The following is a 16,714-nucleotide window of genomic DNA, read 5'->3' on the forward strand; positions in this document are numbered from 1 at the left end:
CAGATTTGTAATCAATCTCAGGTTACCATCCTCGCTTGCCGCCCCTTGGAACGCCAAGCTGTGGGCTATCACGCACTATCTCTTTCTTAGAAATTTACATATTTCTTCTGTACTGTCCGCCGACTTCGAAAAGTGCCGCAGTAATCTGCCCCAGCGAACAATACTTCGTAGCTTCCATCAATTCCTCAAAGATGTTTCGGTTATTGATTGCCGCTTGTTGTACACGCTCTAATACTTCCGACACCTCAGCCTGATAACGTTTGTGCAATTCCCCTAACATCTGGATCTGATATGCTTTCTCCTCTTCCGTAGCACGAATAACTTCTGCGGGAATAACTGTAGGCGAGCCTTTCGAACTCAAAAACGTATTTACTCCAATAATCGGGAACTCGCCGGTGTGCTTCAAGGTTTCGTAATACAAACTTTCTTCCTGTATTTTTCCGCGTTGGTACATGGTTTCCATAGCACCTAAAACACCGCCGCGCTCGGTAATACGGTCGAATTCTTGCAAAACGGCTTCTTCGACTAAATCCGTTAATTCTTCAATAATAAACGAGCCTTGAATCGGATTTTCATTTTTCGCTAAACCTAATTCTTTATTGATAATCAATTGTATAGCCATTGCGCGACGAACCGATTCTTCTGTAGGCGTTGTAATCGCTTCATCATAGGCATTCGTATGTAATGAGTTACAATTGTCGTAAATCGCGTACAGGGCTTGCAACGTGGTTCGGATGTCGTTAAAATCGATTTCCTGTGCATGTAACGAACGACCCGAAGTTTGGATGTGATACTTCAACATTTGCGAACGCTCGTTGGCACCGTACTTATCGCGCAGTGCTTTTGCCCATAATCGGCGTGCAACACGACCAATAACCGCATATTCTGGATCGATACCGTTGCTGAAGAAGAACGATAAGTTTGGCCCAAAATCGTTGATGTCCATTCCGCGACTCAAATAGTATTCCACGTAAGTGAAACCATTTGCGAGCGTAAACGCCAACTGCGTAATAGGGTTGGCACCTGCTTCGGCAATATGATATCCAGAAATAGAAACCGAATAAAAGTTACGAACCGATTTCTGTATGAAATACGACTGTACGTCGCCCATTAAACGCAAAGCAAATTCCGTTGAGAAAATACATGTATTTTGTGCCTGATCCTCTTTCAGAATATCTGCCTGAACCGTTCCGCGAACTTGCATCAAGGTTTTGGCTTTAATTTCTTCGTACACGTTGGCAGGCAATACCTGATCGCCTGTTACACCGAGCAGCATCAAACCTAAACCATCGTTACCTTCCGGCAGAGTTCCTTGGTAACGCGGACGTTCGCAACCCGATTCTTTGTAAATCGCTGCAATTTTTGCTTCAACCTCAGCTTCTAATCCGTGTTCTTTGATATACAACTCGCATTGCTGATCGATCGCAGCATTCATAAAATAACCCAACAACATCGGAGCCGGACCATTGATGGTCATACTCACCGACGTTAACGGATGCACCAAATTGAATCCGCTGTATAATTTTTTAGCGTCGTCTAGACAGCAAATAGAAACTCCGGCGTTGCCAATTTTTCCGTAAATATCCGGACGCAAATCTGGGTCGTTTCCGTATAAAGTAACACTGTCGAAAGCGGTTGATAAACGTTTGGCTGGCATACCTGCAGATACGTAATGAAAACGCTTGTTGGTACGTTCAGGACCGCCTTCGCCAGCAAACATCCGCGACGGATCTTCGCCTTCGCGCTTAAACGGATATAAACCCGAAGTAAACGGAAACTTTCCAGGAACGTTTTCTTGCAATTGCCAACGCAGCACATCGCCCCAAGCTTCGTACTTCGGCAAAGCCACTTTTGGTATTTGCGTATGGCTTAACGACTCAGTATGCGTAGCAATGTTTATTTGTTTGTCGCGCACCTTAAACGAATACACCGGATTTTTGTACTGCGCTTGTACGTGTTCCCAATCGCGAATGAGCTCCCAGTTTTTACCTTCCAAAAGCATTTTCACGCGGTCGAATTCTTTGTACAATAAATCTAATAATTCGGCATTTTCGGAACTGGACGTTATAACTTCCAGACCGTTTTTCTCTAGTTTCGGTTGCTTGTGCGCTACAGTTTCAATGGTTTTGAAGATGCCGTATAATTTTTGCGCCAACTCCGATTGTAGTAAGCTACGCTCGTCGTATTTACGGTTATTCTCGGCAATTTCGCTCAAATAACGTGTTCTGTGTGGCGGAATCACGTAGATTTTCTCGCTCATTTCGCGCGTAATCTCAAAGCTTGATTCCAGCGAAGCAGCAGTTTTTTCGTGCAGCTTGTCCATAATCGCTTTGTACAAGGCGTTCATACCTGGGTCGTTAAATTGCGAGGCAATCGTGCCAAAAACAGGCATGTCGTCCGGATTTACATCCCATAAATTGTGATTGCGTTGGTACTGTTTTTTCACATCGCGCAAGGCATCGAGTGCTCCGCGTTTATCGAATTTATTGAGCGCAACCAAGTCTGCGAAATCGAGCATATCGATTTTCTCCAGCTGTGTTGCTGCACCAAACTCCGGCGTCATAACATAAAGCGACACATCGGAATGATCCATAATTTCGGTATCCGATTGTCCGATACCGCTGGTTTCGAGGATAATCAAATCGTAGTTTGCCGCTTTCAATACTTCGATGGCTTCGGCAACGTATTTAGATAAAGCGAGATTCGATTGACGTGTGGCCAAAGAACGCATGTAAACGCGAGGCGAATTAATAGCATTCATTCGAATACGATCGCCGAGCAGTGCACCACCGGTTTTTCTTTTACTCGGATCAACCGAGATAATTCCCAGTGTTTTATCTTTAAAATCGACCAAAAAACGACGTACCAATTCATCGACCAACGACGACTTTCCGGCTCCGCCCGTTCCAGTGATTCCCAAGACGGGAACTTTCGATGTTTTATTTTGTTCGCGAATTTCTGACAAGGCTGTTGCAGCTATTTCTGGAAAATTCTCCGCTGCTGAGATCAGACGGGCAACGGCAGTTGTTTTTTTGGCTGGTAAATCTTTTAATTCACCGTTGAGTTTATCGCCGATAGGAAAGTCGGAACGTTGCACCAAATCGTTAATCATACCTTGAAGTCCCATAGCGCGACCGTCGTCTGGCGAGTAAATTCGCGTAATACCGTATTCTTGGAGTTCGGCAATTTCCGACGGCAGAATAACACCGCCACCACCGCCAAATATCTTGATATGACCGGCACCTTTCTCTTGAAGCAAATCGTACATGTATTTGAAATACTCGTTATGACCGCCTTGATACGACGTCATTGCTATCGCGTTAGCATCTTCTTGAATGGCGGTATTCACAACTTCTTCCACGGAGCGATCGTGCCCAAGGTGAATTACCTCAACACCTGTTGCCTGAATGATACGGCGCATGATGTTTATCGCAGCGTCGTGCCCATCAAACAGTGAGGCTGCAGTTACAATTCTTACTTTATTTTTTGGTTGGTACGGTGCTTGTTGTTCCATGCTTTAAGAGCCAATTTTTTAGTCGTGCAAATCTACCATTTTTTAGAAAGAAATCGTTTGCGTTGCAATAAAGAGTTCTTAAAGTATCCTTAACATATGATTGCAAAATATCTGTAGCTTTGCAAAAAAAAATATGATTAGATCTACGTGGACGTTCCTAATTTTATTTCTATTTGGTTTAGTTCAAGCTCAAACCAGAGACAAAAATGATATCGAAGTAGTGCCTATTTTAGGGTATTCTTGGTCAGGCTATTATGGTGAAGATAGCGACGGTCTGGGCAACATAAGTAATATTCACCTGGGAGTAACTGCTGATTACTATTTTAGAGATCGTTGGAGTATCCGAAGTGGTATTTTTTACCAAACTATGGGAGCTAAAGTTGCTGCTTTTACCGACAAGCATACCTTTTTAACTATTCCATTAAACATGAATTGGCATTTCGGCGGAAACCGAGCTTGGAACTTAAACTTTGGTCCAAACCTCGGGTATTTAGTTAATACAAAATCTACATTTGATGGCCAGGATTTATTGGAGCCAGAACCCGTTAGAAAATTTCAAGCAGGCATAAGTTTGGGAATTGGGTATAAATTCGCAGTTAGCGAAAATATGTCAGTAATTTTGGATTACCAAGAATCAGCAGCATTTACAAAGGTCTTCAAAAGCAATGAAATAGGTTTATTCAATAGTTTTAGTTCGGTTAATATCGGAGCCGTTTTTTTGTTGTAGTGTTGCTGTGCGATTACCTTAGTTCAGACAGCCCAAAAAACTTTAAGCTGAAAAAAAAGAACTAATTTATCCTTGTGAGCGTCACCAAAAGGTAATTCAAACTCTAATAACGTATATTGCTATAAATTTGAACTTATGAAAAAACTAAGTCTAATTATATTCGTTCTTGTTCTAAGTTCCTGCGCCGAAATGCAAAAAATCGCATCGGAATACGGCGGGATGGCCAACCCTGATATTGCGGCCGGCCTGCGACAAGCACTGCAATTTGGCATCGACAAACAGGTACAAAAACTTACGGCTACTGATGGCTTTTTTAAAAATCAGGCGGTAAAAATAATGTTGCCAGACGAGCTTAAAAAGGTAGATGCCACGTTGCGGAAAATTGGCTTAAGTTCATTAGCGGATGACGGTTTACGTGTCTTGAATCGCGCTGCTGAATCGGCTGTGAAAGAAGCCACGCCCGTTTTTGTAGACGCCGTTCAAAAACTTAGCTTCAATGATGCCAAGAACATACTTTTAGGTGGAAAAACAGCAGCAACGCAATATTTACAACAAACAACCACAACGCCGCTGTACGGAAAATTCAATCCGGTGGTAAAACAATCGCTCAGTAAAGTTGGAGCTGATAAAGTGTGGAAAGAAATTATCTCAAAATACAATGCGGTTCCGCTTGTCAGCAAAGTAAACCCAGACCTCACCGATTACGTGACAAACAAAGCACTAGAAGGCGTTTTTAAAATGATTGCCGTAGAAGAACAAGAAATTCGGAACAACCTGCAAGCACGAACAACGCCATTACTTAAACAAGTATTTGCTATGCAAGATTAATTTAAAGGGAAATCAAGCTAAAGTTTTGTGACAGCAATAACAAATTAATAACACAACATTAACACATTGAATGTGAATTACTAAGCATCTTTGTATTGTAGAAATACATACATTGGTTTGGTTAGTTAGCAAAGGAGAGGTGGTATTCGTATCACCTCTTTTTTTTGTGCTTACTTAAATGAAAACGACAAACAAAAACACCTCATTTTCAATACTTAAGACAGTAGTTTCTTCTATTCTTCTTTTAGAAACGACTCGACAAGTTGGTTAAAAATGTCGGATTGTTCGACATTCACCACATGTCCGCAGTTAGGAATAACAACCAGTTTAGAGCTCTTTTGTTGCTGAACCGTAGCTCGAACGCTGGGTAAAAACATAAAATCTTCACTGCCGCTGATGAAAAGTGCCTGCGCTTGCAGCTGCGTTTCGCGCAATAGACGCAATTCGGCATTCACATTCAAAGTAAGTTTGTACCAGCGAATAAACTCGCCTTCGCGTAAACGTTTGGCTTCTCGGATGAACAAACGTCGGGAAGGAGCATGATTCTTCTTCGGCATGATAATCCACGCGAAAAAAATATACAGCCATAAATACGGAACGACATTTTTCAGAAATTTTCCCAAATTCATCAAAACTTGTGCGCGAAAATTAAGTTGCAAAATGGCACCACCAAGCACCAACTTATCGCATAAATCAGGTCGCAGTTGCGCCAATTTGAAAATGAGAATAGATCCCAAGGAAATTCCTACAAAATGTGATTTCTGAATCTTCAAATGATCCAACACTTCGATTATATCCGCGGTAATATCTACAAAAGTATAGGGTTTCTCGGAAACAGGTTGTTTGGCCGATGCGCCGTGTCCGCGCAAATCGATCAGCAAAATCTGATACTTCGGCGCAAAATAACGCAGCTGTTTGTACCAAATTGCCGAGCTTCCGCCAGCGCCGTGAATAAACGTAATCCAAGGAGCGCTGGTATCCGATCCGTAAGTAGTGTACGCCAACATTAGCTGTTGATTTTTTCTTGTAACAACTCAAAATAGGCCAAAGCCGAGTGCAAACCCGTTCCGAACCAAGAAAAAGCTTCGCCATCAACAAAAACGGTTTTGGCATGATGCGTAAACCGACCTACTTCAAACGCATCGGCATCGGAAAACGGATACGGCTCCGAGGACAAGAAAACAAAATCGGGATTATAATCTTGACGTACAAAAGGCATCAATATTTCTGGATAACGTGTTAACTGCGCACAAACATTGGTAAATCCAGCAAGGTTAAGCATTTCATGTATGTACGTATCGCCGCCCACACTCATCCACGGCTTTTTCCAAATGAAATACAAGACTTTGGGCTTTTCAGTGAAATTGCGTTGGCGAAAAAGTTCGAGCCGCTGCTTAATTTTACCCAACCATTTATCGGACTCTACGCGTTTTCCGAGCAAAATGCCAAACTGTTCAATCATTCGAAAACTGTCGGCAACATCTTTAATATCGGTTACAAAAACCGGTGCGATTTTCTGGAGCTCCAGCACATCGTCACGCGTATTTTCTTCCTTATTGGCAATAATCAAATCCGGATTCAATGCCGCAATTTTACTGATTTTTACATTTTTGGTTCCGCCGATTTTCATTGCTTTATGCCGAATATGCGCCGGATGTACACAAAATTTCGTGACACCTACCAGCTGATCTTCACCACCTAAATCGCAGATCGTTTTGGTAATCGACGGAACGAGCGAAATAACGCGTTGAGGCACTTTTGCCAAACTAATTTCTGTTCCTAAATCGTCGGTTATGCGAATCATCGGTTACTTTTGCAACGAAAGTAAGCAATAAGCTCAAGTTTTATGACGCTAAAATTAATGGCCGTTGGAAAAACCGACGATAAGCAACTGGAAGCGCTGACCGACAGGTATGTAAATAGACTTAAACATTACATAAAGTTTGAGATCGATTTTCTAGCCGATATCAAAAATGTTAAGAATTTATCGGAAGCGCAGCAGAAAGAGAAGGAAGGACAGCTCATTTTAGCTAAGGTGGCCAACACCGATTTTCTGGTTTTACTCGACGAACGCGGAAAGTCGTTTAGCAGCGAAGCTTTTGCCGAATACTTGCAACAGCGTATGAACTCGGGCGTTAAAAACCTGATTTTTGTTATCGGCGGTCCGTACGGATTTTCGGAAGCGGTTTACGAGCGCGCAAATGCAAAAGTTTCGCTCTCTGCCATGACGTTTTCCCATCAGATGATTCGCTTGTTTGTGGTTGAACAACTGTACCGCGGCTTTACTATTTTACGAAACGAACCTTATCACCACGGATAATTTTTAAAATACGAGCGCTCCCCTGCCCTCACAGTTCCCAAGCTAGGGTCAGGCTGTTCGCTTCCCCAGATAGCTATCGGGGTGCCACTCGGCAACCGCCGCTCGTGGCAGGATTTCCGCTGTCATCCTTAGCGCGAAAACGTGCGTAAACAAAAAAAGTGTGCTAAGAAATTTGATTTCACAGGGGAAACAAGGGGTTTTTATAAGGGCACGTAGTTTTAGGTAATTTGGGTACGGTTCTTCAAAGTTGGGAGGTTTGCGAGGCGTGTACCTCAAAGTCGGGAGGGTTTGCGGAGCAGGAGAAAATTTACTCTTTCTCATAATTACTGTTTAAAATTAATACTATTTTTCTACTTTTAAACAGATCGGTTTAATGGGAAGCTTACAATTAGAATTATGTATTTTGTTTATTTGTGCCAACTAGTAAAAGTCATCAAACTACAAATCTTAAACTTCTAATTTTAATGTTAATTTTTTACTACTTTTAAATTAAACTGTTTATTCTTGCTTTTTGCTCTCAAAAAATAAATACCTGCTGGTAGATAACTAAAATCTATTTCGTTTTGCTTCAAATGAAAAGTATTAATTAGTCTCCCTGTGTAATCAATAATTTCTGCATAGTCAAAACTTAAATCAGAATTTAAATATAAAGTTTTATCTACAGGATTAGGATAAGCTATCAATTTGCTTTTGTTATATTCATCTGTATTTAAATTCGCATTAAATAAATATTTTACTAAACATGGTTTTGAAGTATTATTATTTGGACAAAAACCACAAGTAATAATTGAATCATTTAAGTATAAATAATCATATGAATAATTATTGGTATTAAATAGGTAATTTATTATTTTGCCATTAATTCCAAAACTGTTATCCAAAGTGCCATCAAGTAAATTAAACCTTGCAAAAAATGTTTTTACATAGGGCGCTGTATCCCAATTATAAGATTCTCCCATTAAGAGTAGTTTACCATCAATGATTTTAGTTGAATATGGTTGCGCAATTGAATTCGAATTAGGAATAAATTGATTTTCTACAATACCATTATTTCCGAAATTTAAATCTAAAGTATTATTTGAGTATTTACAAATAAATAAATTATACTGTTCTCCAGTACTAATTGAACCAGAAACATAGATATTATTACTATTATCAATTGTAAATGAATTAGCATTTTCATTTTGATTTGAAAATTCAATTTCTAGAACACCATTTAATCCAAAATTCATATCATAGTTTAAGTTAGAAATGTTATACTTTGTCATATAAGCATTACCGAAACTATTATTAAATAGCATATAAACATCATGATTTTTATATATTGCTTGAACAGGATAAAAGGATTGATAATTATATGGCAAATTAATAACACCATTGATACCAAAAGTATTATCAAAAAGACCTTGATTAGTTATTTTAAAAATAGTTATAAACTGTTCGCTATTTGGTGGTAAAGATGTATTATACCCTATAAAAATAATATCATCGTTTTCGGTTTGATAATTCCCAATTAATTTTATACCATATGTCAAATCATTATTATAAGAATGCCCATTTACTCCATAAGTTGTATCTAATGTACCATTTAAATTTATTTTTGATATCAATATTCTATTATTTAAAGGATATGATGTAGGATAACTACCATTAACTAATAATAATTTATTATCATTAGTTTTTTTTAAAGAACTTACATTATAGGCATTTATAGTCCAAGCTTCGTCATCATTTATTGTAATGCTTCCATTAGTTCCAAAAGATGTGCTTAATAAACCATTTGAGTTAAATTTTGATATACCCCAATCAGAAAAACCTTGACTTGAAGTATAATATTCACCATTAATTTCAATAATATCTACAAAGGGTCCTCCGACACCAAGTGTATAACCACTATTAGTCCCAAAACTTGTATCAATAAAACTATTTTGAGAATAAATAAACTGGACAATAAATATTTTAAAAAAAATGTATATTTTTATATTTTTCATGTTTAAGTAATAAATTTTAAAATTTACTTTTTTAATCTAAAAAGGCACTCAGCTAATTGACTGGTAATAAATTAATACGTCATATTTCTATGCCCGCCAAATCATATCAGCTAACAGGGCGGCGGCTTTGCGAAGTCCCGATTCTAGCGAAGCGTTGAATTGGGATTTTGCAAAACCGCTAGATGTGCGAAGTTCGCGTGAGCGACTAAGCGCATCTGGCGGTGAAGCCGCCGCCCTGATGTGGCGAAAGTAGCGAAGCGAATTTCGCCACATCTCAACAATTGGCGAAGTTACCTCCTTTATCTAAACTTCCAAAAACACCCTTAAATTTCTCAATAACAGCACCTTGCGTCAAAAAATTTATGCGTATTTTACATCTATTAAATTGAACGCTCGTTTCGCCTTTTGTCTCTTACAAAGATACGTTTTTTCCACTAAACGTTAGTAACGCTTTTCATAGCCCCGATTGCAGCGGCAGCCCGGAGAAAAAGGCGCTTGTTTGAACCGTGCTCCAAACGGCGCCGGAAGAAGCCGAATGAGGCGCGTGTGAAAACAGCGTGTTTTTTGAGGACTATAGCGAAAAGCGGGAATAGCTTCTAAAAATTAAATCGAAAAACACTGTACGAAAGTATGTCGACTGTGAGGTTAATCGTAATCAGCTATTTTTTAAATCTTTGCGTGATAACGCCGCTCGTGGCAGGAATTGAATGACATCTTTTGCGAAAAAAGTGTACGAGAAAATCATTGAAAAACAAACAATTACGATTGTAATTTCTCAAACAAACTAACCGCTTCTACCGCCTCCTTCACATCGTGCACCCGCAAAATATTCGCACCGCCTTGTAACGCAAAAGCATGCAAAAAAGTAGTGCCATTCAAGGCCTGGTCGGCAGTGGTTCCTAGCGTTTTATAAATCATCGATTTTCTCGAAATACCTGCTAACAAAGGCACGCCCGCTATCTTAAAATCGGCGAAGCGCTGCAACATCGTAAAATTCTGATCCACGTTTTTCGCAAAACCAAAACCTGGATCTAAAATCAAATCGTTTATACCTAAGGCACGCGCAGCTGCAATTCGCTCGGAAAAATACATGAGTACTTCTCCAACCAAATCGTCGTACTGGTTGAGTTGCGTCATTGTTTTTGGCGTTCCACGCATGTGCATCATCACATACGGAACTTGGTGTTTGGCAATCACTGCCAACATTTCGCTGTCGCCCAAACCTGCCGTCACATCGTTAATTAGCGCTGCGCCTTCCGAAATAGCTGCATCGGCAACGGCTGCACGAAACGTATCTACTGAAATCAACACTTCGGGGAATTCGCGACATAAAACAGATACCGCAGCAACCACACGTTGCATTTCAAGCTCTACCGGAACATCGTCGGCACCCGGACGTGTCGAATACGCACCGATGTCGATAAAATCGGCACCGTCGACAAGCATTTTTCCTACCGTTTCTAATAAAATGCCTTCGCCCGAATCGGCAAAACGGCTTCCCGAATAAAACGAATCGGTCGTCAGATTCACAATTCCCATGATTTTCGGACGTTGAAAATCGATTAATTTTCCTTTACAGTTGATTGTCATAGATTTACGTCGAGTAGAAAAAATGCAGCTAAATGTGTACTTTTGAAACTTTTCGAACAAAGATAAGAAGTTCATGAGCACAACCTCTGCGCAGTACGACAAGATCATCGCCATTTGTCGCGATTTGTATGCCAAAAAACTAACCGATTACGGAGCCGCTTGGCGTATTTTGCGCTTGCCGTCGTTAACCGATCAAATTTATATCAAGGCGCAACGCATTCGAAGCTTGCAACAAAATACGGTTCGTAAAATCGACGAAGATGCCAACGGCGAATTCATCGGTATCATCAATTACGCAGCTATGGCATTAATTCAGTGCGAATTAGGAGTTGCCGATCAGCCCGATCTACAACCGTCGGATGCCATTCGCTACTACGACCAAAAAATTGCCGAAACCAAAGAACTCATGCTCGCGAAAAACCACGATTACGGCGAGGCTTGGCGCGAAATGCGTATCAGTTCGTTAACCGATTTAATCTTGCAAAAGTTACTTCGCGTGAAGCAAATCGAAGACAACTCCGGGAAAACACTGGTTTCTGAAGGTATCGAAGCCAATTACCAAGACATGATTAACTACGCGGTATTTGCACTGATTTTAGCGAAAGTTAACGAATAACATAGCGTTAACACAAGCATACTTACAATCGATGTACATTTGAAAAATTGATTTTATGACTGAATCAACAAAACACAATCTCAGTTTTTTTATCCGAATTCTGGTGTCTGCACTTTTTATAGTGTCGGCAATCGCAAAACTCTACCCTTCACCCTATTTTGCTATTTCCACATTCGAGGTCAAGCAGTTATATCCGCTCGGCTTTTCCGAACAACTAGCACCTTTCTTTTCACGTATCCTCATTGGTATCGAACTTGGTTTAGGTTTACTCCTACTCCAACGCCGATTACTGCGCCTTTTGGTACTGCCCGCAACCATTTTACTACTGCTCGTTTTCATCATTCACCTTTCTATTGAAACTTTTGGAAGTGGCGGAAATGCAGGAAATTGCGGTTGTTTTGGCGAATTAATTCCAATGACGCCCATCGAAGCCATCATCAAAAATGTAGTTGCAGTCATTTTACTCGCAGTTGTCTATAAAATCACACCTGTACGAAATGAGCGCCAAGATAACTTTTGGTATTTGTGCAGTATTGTTTTAGCGAGCATCCTTGCGCTATTTATGCTCGCACCTATTCAACCCATTGCTGCAGAAAATCAAGAAAATCAAGCGGTTGACACGCTTACAGTTGACAATCCCGTCTTGCCCGCAGAAACTGTGCCCGTAAATGCCGATACCATTAAAACAGCTGCTAAAGTAAAAGACACCGTAGCAGTTGCCGAAAAACCAAAAGCTCCCGCAGCAAAAAAATCGGGCTATGCATCGTATTTCCGAGACATCGATAGCGGTAAAAAACTATTTTGCTTGTTTGTTCCTGGATGTGAGCATTGTAAAGATGCGGCACGCGATTTAACTAATTTGAAAAAGAAGAACAAAGATTTCCCTGACATTCGAATTGTTTTCATGAACGAAGAAGCCGACTTAATTCCTGCCTTCTTCGAATACGCCGGTGCCGAATATCCGTATAAAGTCATCGAAATCATACCGTTTTGGAAATTACTCGGCCAAGGTCGGGATACGCCCGGAGTTAAATACCTCTGGAACGGAAACGAATATATTTTCTTTGACGGCATAAACGACAACCAGTTTTCTGCGAAAGCGCTCGAAAAGGTAATTTCTGAAACCGATAAAAAATACAAATAATGAAAAAGTTCATCCCATCGATACTGCTGCTTTTGTTTATAACAGCCTGTGGAAACGCACAACGCACCAATTTCAAAGAAGAAGCGTTGAAGATTACTTTGAAAACCGAAAACAACACCGATATCGCCTTTAAAGACGTGCTCAATCGCGCAAAGGGAAAAGTAACGGTTATCGAATGTTGGGCGTCGTGGTGCAGCGATTGTGTTAAAGCTATGCCCGACTTGAAAAAAATGCAAGCGGCACATCCCGACGTAAATTTTGTTTTTATTTCGTTCGATAAGAGCCTTGAAAAATGGCTCGATGGTATTGCTCGCCACGAGCTAAAAGGCAGCCAGTATTGGTCGCCCGAAGGTATGAAAGGTATTTTTGGTCAAGCGCTCGACATCGATTGGATTCCGCGCTACATCATTATAGATAAAGACGGTAAAATTATTACGTACCGCGCAATCGAAAAAGACTTTGAAGCAATGAACAACACACTAACCAAATTAAAATCATGAGAACTAAAATTGTTGCGGGTAACTGGAAAATGCATAAAAATGCTGAGGAAACAGAAGATTTGTTAAACGATTTAATCGCCGCAGTTCCGCAAGATAAAGAGGTGCAAATTATTGTTGCGCCCACGTTTGTAAACCTAGCTGCGGCTGTCGAGCATTTAGAATTTACCAATATTTACGTAGCAGCACAAAACATGCACCAAGCTGAAGGCGGCGCTTTTACTGGTGAAATTTCGGCCGACATGCTAAAAAGTATCGGTGTTAAAACGGTAATTTTAGGACATTCGGAGCGTCGAGCCTATTTTAACGAAACCGACAGCATCATCGCTTCGAAAGTGGCAACCGCTTTAAAGCACGATATGACGGTAATTTTTTGTTTTGGCGAAGAGTTAAAAGACCGTCAGAGCAACAATCATTTTAACATTGTCGAGCAACAGTTACTCGACGGAATCTTCTTTACCGAAGCGGCACATTGGGAAAACATCGTGCTTGCTTACGAGCCGGTTTGGGCTATTGGAACGGGTGAAACTGCCAGTCCGGAGCAGGCGCAAGAAATGCACGAGTTTATCCGTGAAACTGTTCGTAAAAAATACGGAAGTCAAGTTGCCGATAGCGTTCGCATTTTGTACGGCGGATCGGTTAAGCCGGAAAATGCGGCGGAAATTTTCGCAAAACCAGACGTCGACGGCGGATTAATAGGCGGAGCTTCCCTAAAAGCAGCCGATTTCGCTGCGATTATAAACGGAGCTTAATCTTTTGGGCGTGCCGGCGGCTTAACGTACTATTAGCAAAATGTATAAGCCGCCGTCGGGCCATTCGCTACAAACTTGTTCACTTGTTTTGCAACTGTCAGGCGCTTACAAGTGCTCCTAAGGTCGCATTGCCGCTGCCGTCAGTTGAGAAAACAAGTTTCAAGGTTTTTCGCTGCTGTCCCTCACGCAACAGCGCTAACCAAAAATCGTTATCAACAACTATTTACCACTAAAACCTCGCGATTTACGTGTACCCCTATTTCGTTTGAATCGAACTTTCTTCGCAATTTATAGGTCACGTTTTCACAAATTGCTGAGGTAACTTTTGTACGATCTTAGACCTACCAAAATCTTGTGTCAATTATTGATAACCAACCTAAACGTTTATAAACGTTTAAACGCGCTTAAAATTCGTCTGGCAAAAATCGATTTTGTATTTTTAAACCGGAGGCGGGCTCGAGGCCCCGGAGCGTTGCTGTACCCTTTTTACGATTTTTGCCACAAAACCCCCTTCATTATTGAGCATTTTCGATTTATAAAATTTTACGCACCGATCACTTTTTTTGGGTTGGCGGTCAATCTAGACGTTTTCGCAATTTTCGATGTCAAATATAGTTCTGGTTTGTTGGCTCGCATGGACTCCATTTCACTGTTTTGCGTTTAATACTGGCCTTGAAATCCAGTAATTCGTGCCAATTAAAATGTTGATAACCAACTTAAACGTTTATAAACGTTTAAACACGCTTAAAATTCGTCTGGCAAAAATCGATTTTGTATTTTTAAACCGGAGGCGGGCTGGAGGCCCCGGAGTGTTGCTTTACCTTTTTTTGTGATTTTATGCAGCTGAACCTTGATCTTACTGATTTAACGATTATCAAAAAGCTTTTTCGAAATTACCACATTTTAATGCTCCAACCTTTTTCACGCATTTTTTAAAATGAGTGTTCATTAACTTGCAGAAATTAGCNGGAGGCCCCGGAGTGTTGCTTTACCTTTTTTTGTGATTTTATGCAGCTGAACCTTGATCTTACTGATTTAACGATTATCAAAAAGCTTTTTCGAAATTACCACATTTTAATGCTCCAACCTTTTTCACGCATTTTTTAAAATGAGTGTTCATTAACTTGCAGAAATTAGCCTCGAACAAAAAAAATGGAATTGATCAACTTAAATCCCCATTTCAACTTGCAGGCGTAAATACCAATTTCTGCGGTTGGTACCGTCGGCAAAATCGAGGTCGTCGTAATTAATTTCGGCTTGCAATTTAAAGGCGTGCTCGCGTAAGTACTTGGTAACTCCAAAACTGTACTCTTTGGTATTGGGTGCAAATGTCTTGATTTCAGAACCTAATTTCTGAATCGAATACCGACCAATTAATTCGAAATCATTCGGAAATACGTAACTCAATTGGTAATCAAATCCGTTTCCAACAACAACGTAACGAACATCCGTAGCATCGAGCGGATTTACGGTAATGGGTGTATCGGAAGTTGAACGCGACATGTAGCTGCTCATCAACGAAAAGCCGTTGTATTTGAGCATCGCGTCGAGTAAGACCGAGCGCATGGTGCGTGGTGCAAACAAATCGTCGCCGAGTTGTCCTTGGGTTCGTTTCGCTAAGTTGTTTTGTTGAAAAGCGCCCGAAAGCAATAATTTGGGATTGGCTTCGCGCACTAAATCGCCCTCAAAATTGGTTCCGTCGCGTTGAAAGGCACCGAACGGAAACAACTCTACTTTTCCGGTTAACGCCACGCCGTCGTCGGAGCCGTTCGTTACATTTCGTCCTTCGCCGGTGGATAAAGCCGCTTTCAGATTGTAGGACGGCTTTTCGAGTTTTTCGTTGAGATAATGCGCTTGAAAACCGAAATCGCGATCGATGGTAAAACGCGCGTTATTGATCGTTCGATCGGTGAGTTGAAGTGCACCGGATGAGTTGATACGCTGGCGGTTTCCGGGCAGTTTCGTTTGTCCGAAACTTAAACTCCACTTTGCCGACGGGCGATAAAAAACTACCGCATCGCGAATAATATTGATGTTTTCGCCTTCTTGCACTTCGCCTACATCGCCGGGCGCAAACGAAAGTTGTATGGCGTACAAAAATTTGGGACTGCCCACGTAGCCGTCGAATCGCAGGCGAAGACGTCGGATTTGCCCGTCGTACGCTGGCTTTTCATCTTCTTCGTTGAGGTAGGTAACGCGGTTTTGCATCCGAAAACGGATGTTCATTTGAAACAAACTGTCGGGCGAGGTAATACCAATACCTTTTCCGAATGAATAATACGGAATTGTTGACAGCTTTAGGTCGTTGTTTGGCGTTTCGGGCTTTCGTTGGGCAAACGCAAGTGCTGTGGCAAACGTTAAGCACGCAGTTACAAAAAATCTCATGCACAAAAATAGCTAAATTACAGTGCTTGCCACAAGCTTATAAAACGGAAATTGTTGGCGTGGAAACGTCTTACTGGCAACGGATTTTTGGGAAACGACTTTTGCGGTAAGGACAGCAGCGAAAAACCTTGGAGCTTGTTTTGACAACTGACGGCAGTGGCAACGCGACCTTCGAAGCGCTTGCAAACGCCTGACTGTTGCAAAACAAGTGAACAAGTTTGTAGCGGATGGCCTGACGGCGGCTATGGATTTCCACGAGACGTTTGCCGCCGGACCGCCCAAAAAACTAAAAAAGCACTGAACAATTAGGAGTAATGGACATTTTTTAGGCTATTTTTTAGACGTTGCTT

At 41.1% G+C, this 16,714-nt stretch carries 13 protein-coding genes; 7 read left to right on the forward strand and 6 right to left on the reverse strand.

The genetic code is table 11. The annotated features are described in order from the left end of the window. Positions 1-94 precede the first annotated feature (94 nt). Complete coding sequence (locus CHX27_RS07365; protein ID WP_094486118.1) at positions 95-3,514, reverse strand: methylmalonyl-CoA mutase family protein; 3,420 nt, start codon at positions 3,512-3,514, stop codon at positions 95-97. A 133-nt stretch (positions 3,515-3,647) separates the two neighbouring features. On the opposite strand from CHX27_RS07365, the gene CHX27_RS07370 reads away from it, so the two are divergent. Both CHX27_RS07370 and CHX27_RS07375 read left to right on the forward strand, forming a co-directional pair. Next, positions 3,648-4,241, forward strand: a complete 594-nt coding sequence (locus CHX27_RS07370; protein WP_094486119.1) for an outer membrane beta-barrel protein — start codon at positions 3,648-3,650, stop codon at positions 4,239-4,241. A 135-nt stretch (positions 4,242-4,376) separates the two neighbouring features. After that, complete coding sequence (locus CHX27_RS07375; RefSeq protein WP_094486120.1) at positions 4,377-5,069, forward strand: DUF4197 domain-containing protein; 693 nt, start codon at positions 4,377-4,379, stop codon at positions 5,067-5,069. Positions 5,070-5,302: 233 nt separating this feature from the next. Here CHX27_RS07375 and CHX27_RS07380 read toward each other — a convergent pair whose 3' ends face one another. Together CHX27_RS07380 and CHX27_RS07385 are read right to left on the reverse strand one after the other, a co-directional pair. After that, positions 5,303-6,076, reverse strand: coding sequence for an alpha/beta fold hydrolase (locus tag CHX27_RS07380; protein ID WP_094486121.1), 774 nt, complete (start codon positions 6,074-6,076; stop codon positions 5,303-5,305). Continuing rightward, on the reverse strand, positions 6,076-6,873 hold the full coding sequence (locus CHX27_RS07385; RefSeq protein ID WP_094486122.1) for an ABC transporter substrate-binding protein: 798 nt from the start codon (positions 6,871-6,873) through the stop codon (positions 6,076-6,078). The genes CHX27_RS07380 and CHX27_RS07385 overlap by 1 nt, the downstream gene beginning before the upstream one ends. A gap of 42 nt (positions 6,874-6,915) precedes the next feature. On the opposite strand from CHX27_RS07385, the gene rlmH reads away from it, so the two are divergent. Then, positions 6,916-7,389, forward strand: coding sequence for a 23S rRNA (pseudouridine(1915)-N(3))-methyltransferase RlmH (gene rlmH, locus CHX27_RS07390; protein WP_094486123.1), 474 nt, complete (start codon positions 6,916-6,918; stop codon positions 7,387-7,389). A 467-nt stretch (positions 7,390-7,856) separates the two neighbouring features. On the opposite strand, the gene CHX27_RS07395 is transcribed toward rlmH, so the two are convergent. Both CHX27_RS07395 and folP read right to left on the reverse strand, forming a co-directional pair. After that, a complete protein-coding gene (locus CHX27_RS07395) occupies positions 7,857-9,380 on the reverse strand; it encodes a T9SS type A sorting domain-containing protein (RefSeq protein WP_094486124.1) in 1,524 nt (507 codons plus the stop codon). Between the two features lie 759 nt (positions 9,381-10,139). Beyond that, positions 10,140-10,970 carry a dihydropteroate synthase gene (gene folP, locus CHX27_RS07405; RefSeq protein WP_094486126.1) on the reverse strand — a complete coding sequence of 277 codons (831 nt, stop codon included), beginning with the start codon at positions 10,968-10,970 and terminating at the stop codon, positions 10,140-10,142. Positions 10,971-11,043: 73 nt separating this feature from the next. On the opposite strand from folP, the gene CHX27_RS07410 reads away from it, so the two are divergent. The 4 genes from CHX27_RS07410 to tpiA are packed head-to-tail and all read left to right on the forward strand — an operon-like array spanning position 11,044 to position 13,979. Continuing rightward, on the forward strand, positions 11,044-11,586 hold the full coding sequence (locus CHX27_RS07410) for a DUF1599 domain-containing protein (protein ID WP_094486127.1): 543 nt from the start codon (positions 11,044-11,046) through the stop codon (positions 11,584-11,586). 55 nt (positions 11,587-11,641) lie between these two features. After that, entirely contained in the window at positions 11,642-12,730 is a 1,089-nt protein-coding gene (locus CHX27_RS07415; RefSeq protein ID WP_094486128.1) for a MauE/DoxX family redox-associated membrane protein, read from the forward strand. Next, positions 12,730-13,230 (forward strand): TlpA family protein disulfide reductase, encoded by a 501-nt coding sequence (locus CHX27_RS07420; RefSeq protein WP_094486129.1) that lies wholly within the window; start codon positions 12,730-12,732, stop codon positions 13,228-13,230. Before CHX27_RS07415 ends, CHX27_RS07420 begins: the two co-directional genes overlap by 1 nt. Continuing rightward, entirely contained in the window at positions 13,227-13,979 is a 753-nt protein-coding gene (tpiA, locus tag CHX27_RS07425) for a triose-phosphate isomerase (protein WP_094486130.1), read from the forward strand. The genes CHX27_RS07420 and tpiA overlap by 4 nt, the downstream gene beginning before the upstream one ends. Positions 13,980-15,146: 1,167 nt before the next feature. Here the strand turns inward: tpiA and CHX27_RS07435 are convergent. Beyond that, on the reverse strand, positions 15,147-16,364 hold the full coding sequence (locus CHX27_RS07435; protein WP_094486132.1) for a porin: 1,218 nt from the start codon (positions 16,362-16,364) through the stop codon (positions 15,147-15,149). Positions 16,365-16,714 lie beyond the last annotated feature (350 nt).

It is taken from the genome of Flavobacterium aurantiibacter, assembly GCF_002251775.1.
Classification (GTDB): Bacteria; Bacteroidota; Bacteroidia; order Flavobacteriales; family Flavobacteriaceae; genus Flavobacterium; species Flavobacterium aurantiibacter.

Coding starts and splice junctions, on each gene's coding strand:
- CHX27_RS07365 (WP_094486118.1), bottom strand. CDS start 3,514: ATGGAACAACAAGCACCGTACCAACCAAAAAATAAAGTAAGAATTGTA.
- CHX27_RS07370 (WP_094486119.1), top strand. CDS start 3,648: ATGATTAGATCTACGTGGACGTTCCTAATTTTATTTCTATTTGGTTTA.
- CHX27_RS07375 (WP_094486120.1), top strand. CDS start 4,377: ATGAAAAAACTAAGTCTAATTATATTCGTTCTTGTTCTAAGTTCCTGC.
- CHX27_RS07380 (WP_094486121.1), bottom strand. CDS start 6,076: ATGTTGGCGTACACTACTTACGGATCGGATACCAGCGCTCCTTGGATT.
- CHX27_RS07385 (WP_094486122.1), bottom strand. CDS start 6,873: ATGATTCGCATAACCGACGATTTAGGAACAGAAATTAGTTTGGCAAAA.
- rlmH (WP_094486123.1), top strand. CDS start 6,916: ATGACGCTAAAATTAATGGCCGTTGGAAAAACCGACGATAAGCAACTG.
- CHX27_RS07395 (WP_094486124.1), bottom strand. CDS start 9,380: ATGAAAAATATAAAAATATACATTTTTTTTAAAATATTTATTGTCCAG.
- folP (WP_094486126.1), bottom strand. CDS start 10,970: ATGACAATCAACTGTAAAGGAAAATTAATCGATTTTCAACGTCCGAAA.
- CHX27_RS07410 (WP_094486127.1), top strand. CDS start 11,044: ATGAGCACAACCTCTGCGCAGTACGACAAGATCATCGCCATTTGTCGC.
- CHX27_RS07415 (WP_094486128.1), top strand. CDS start 11,642: ATGACTGAATCAACAAAACACAATCTCAGTTTTTTTATCCGAATTCTG.
- CHX27_RS07420 (WP_094486129.1), top strand. CDS start 12,730: ATGAAAAAGTTCATCCCATCGATACTGCTGCTTTTGTTTATAACAGCC.
- tpiA (WP_094486130.1), top strand. CDS start 13,227: ATGAGAACTAAAATTGTTGCGGGTAACTGGAAAATGCATAAAAATGCT.
- CHX27_RS07435 (WP_094486132.1), bottom strand. CDS start 16,364: ATGAGATTTTTTGTAACTGCGTGCTTAACGTTTGCCACAGCACTTGCG.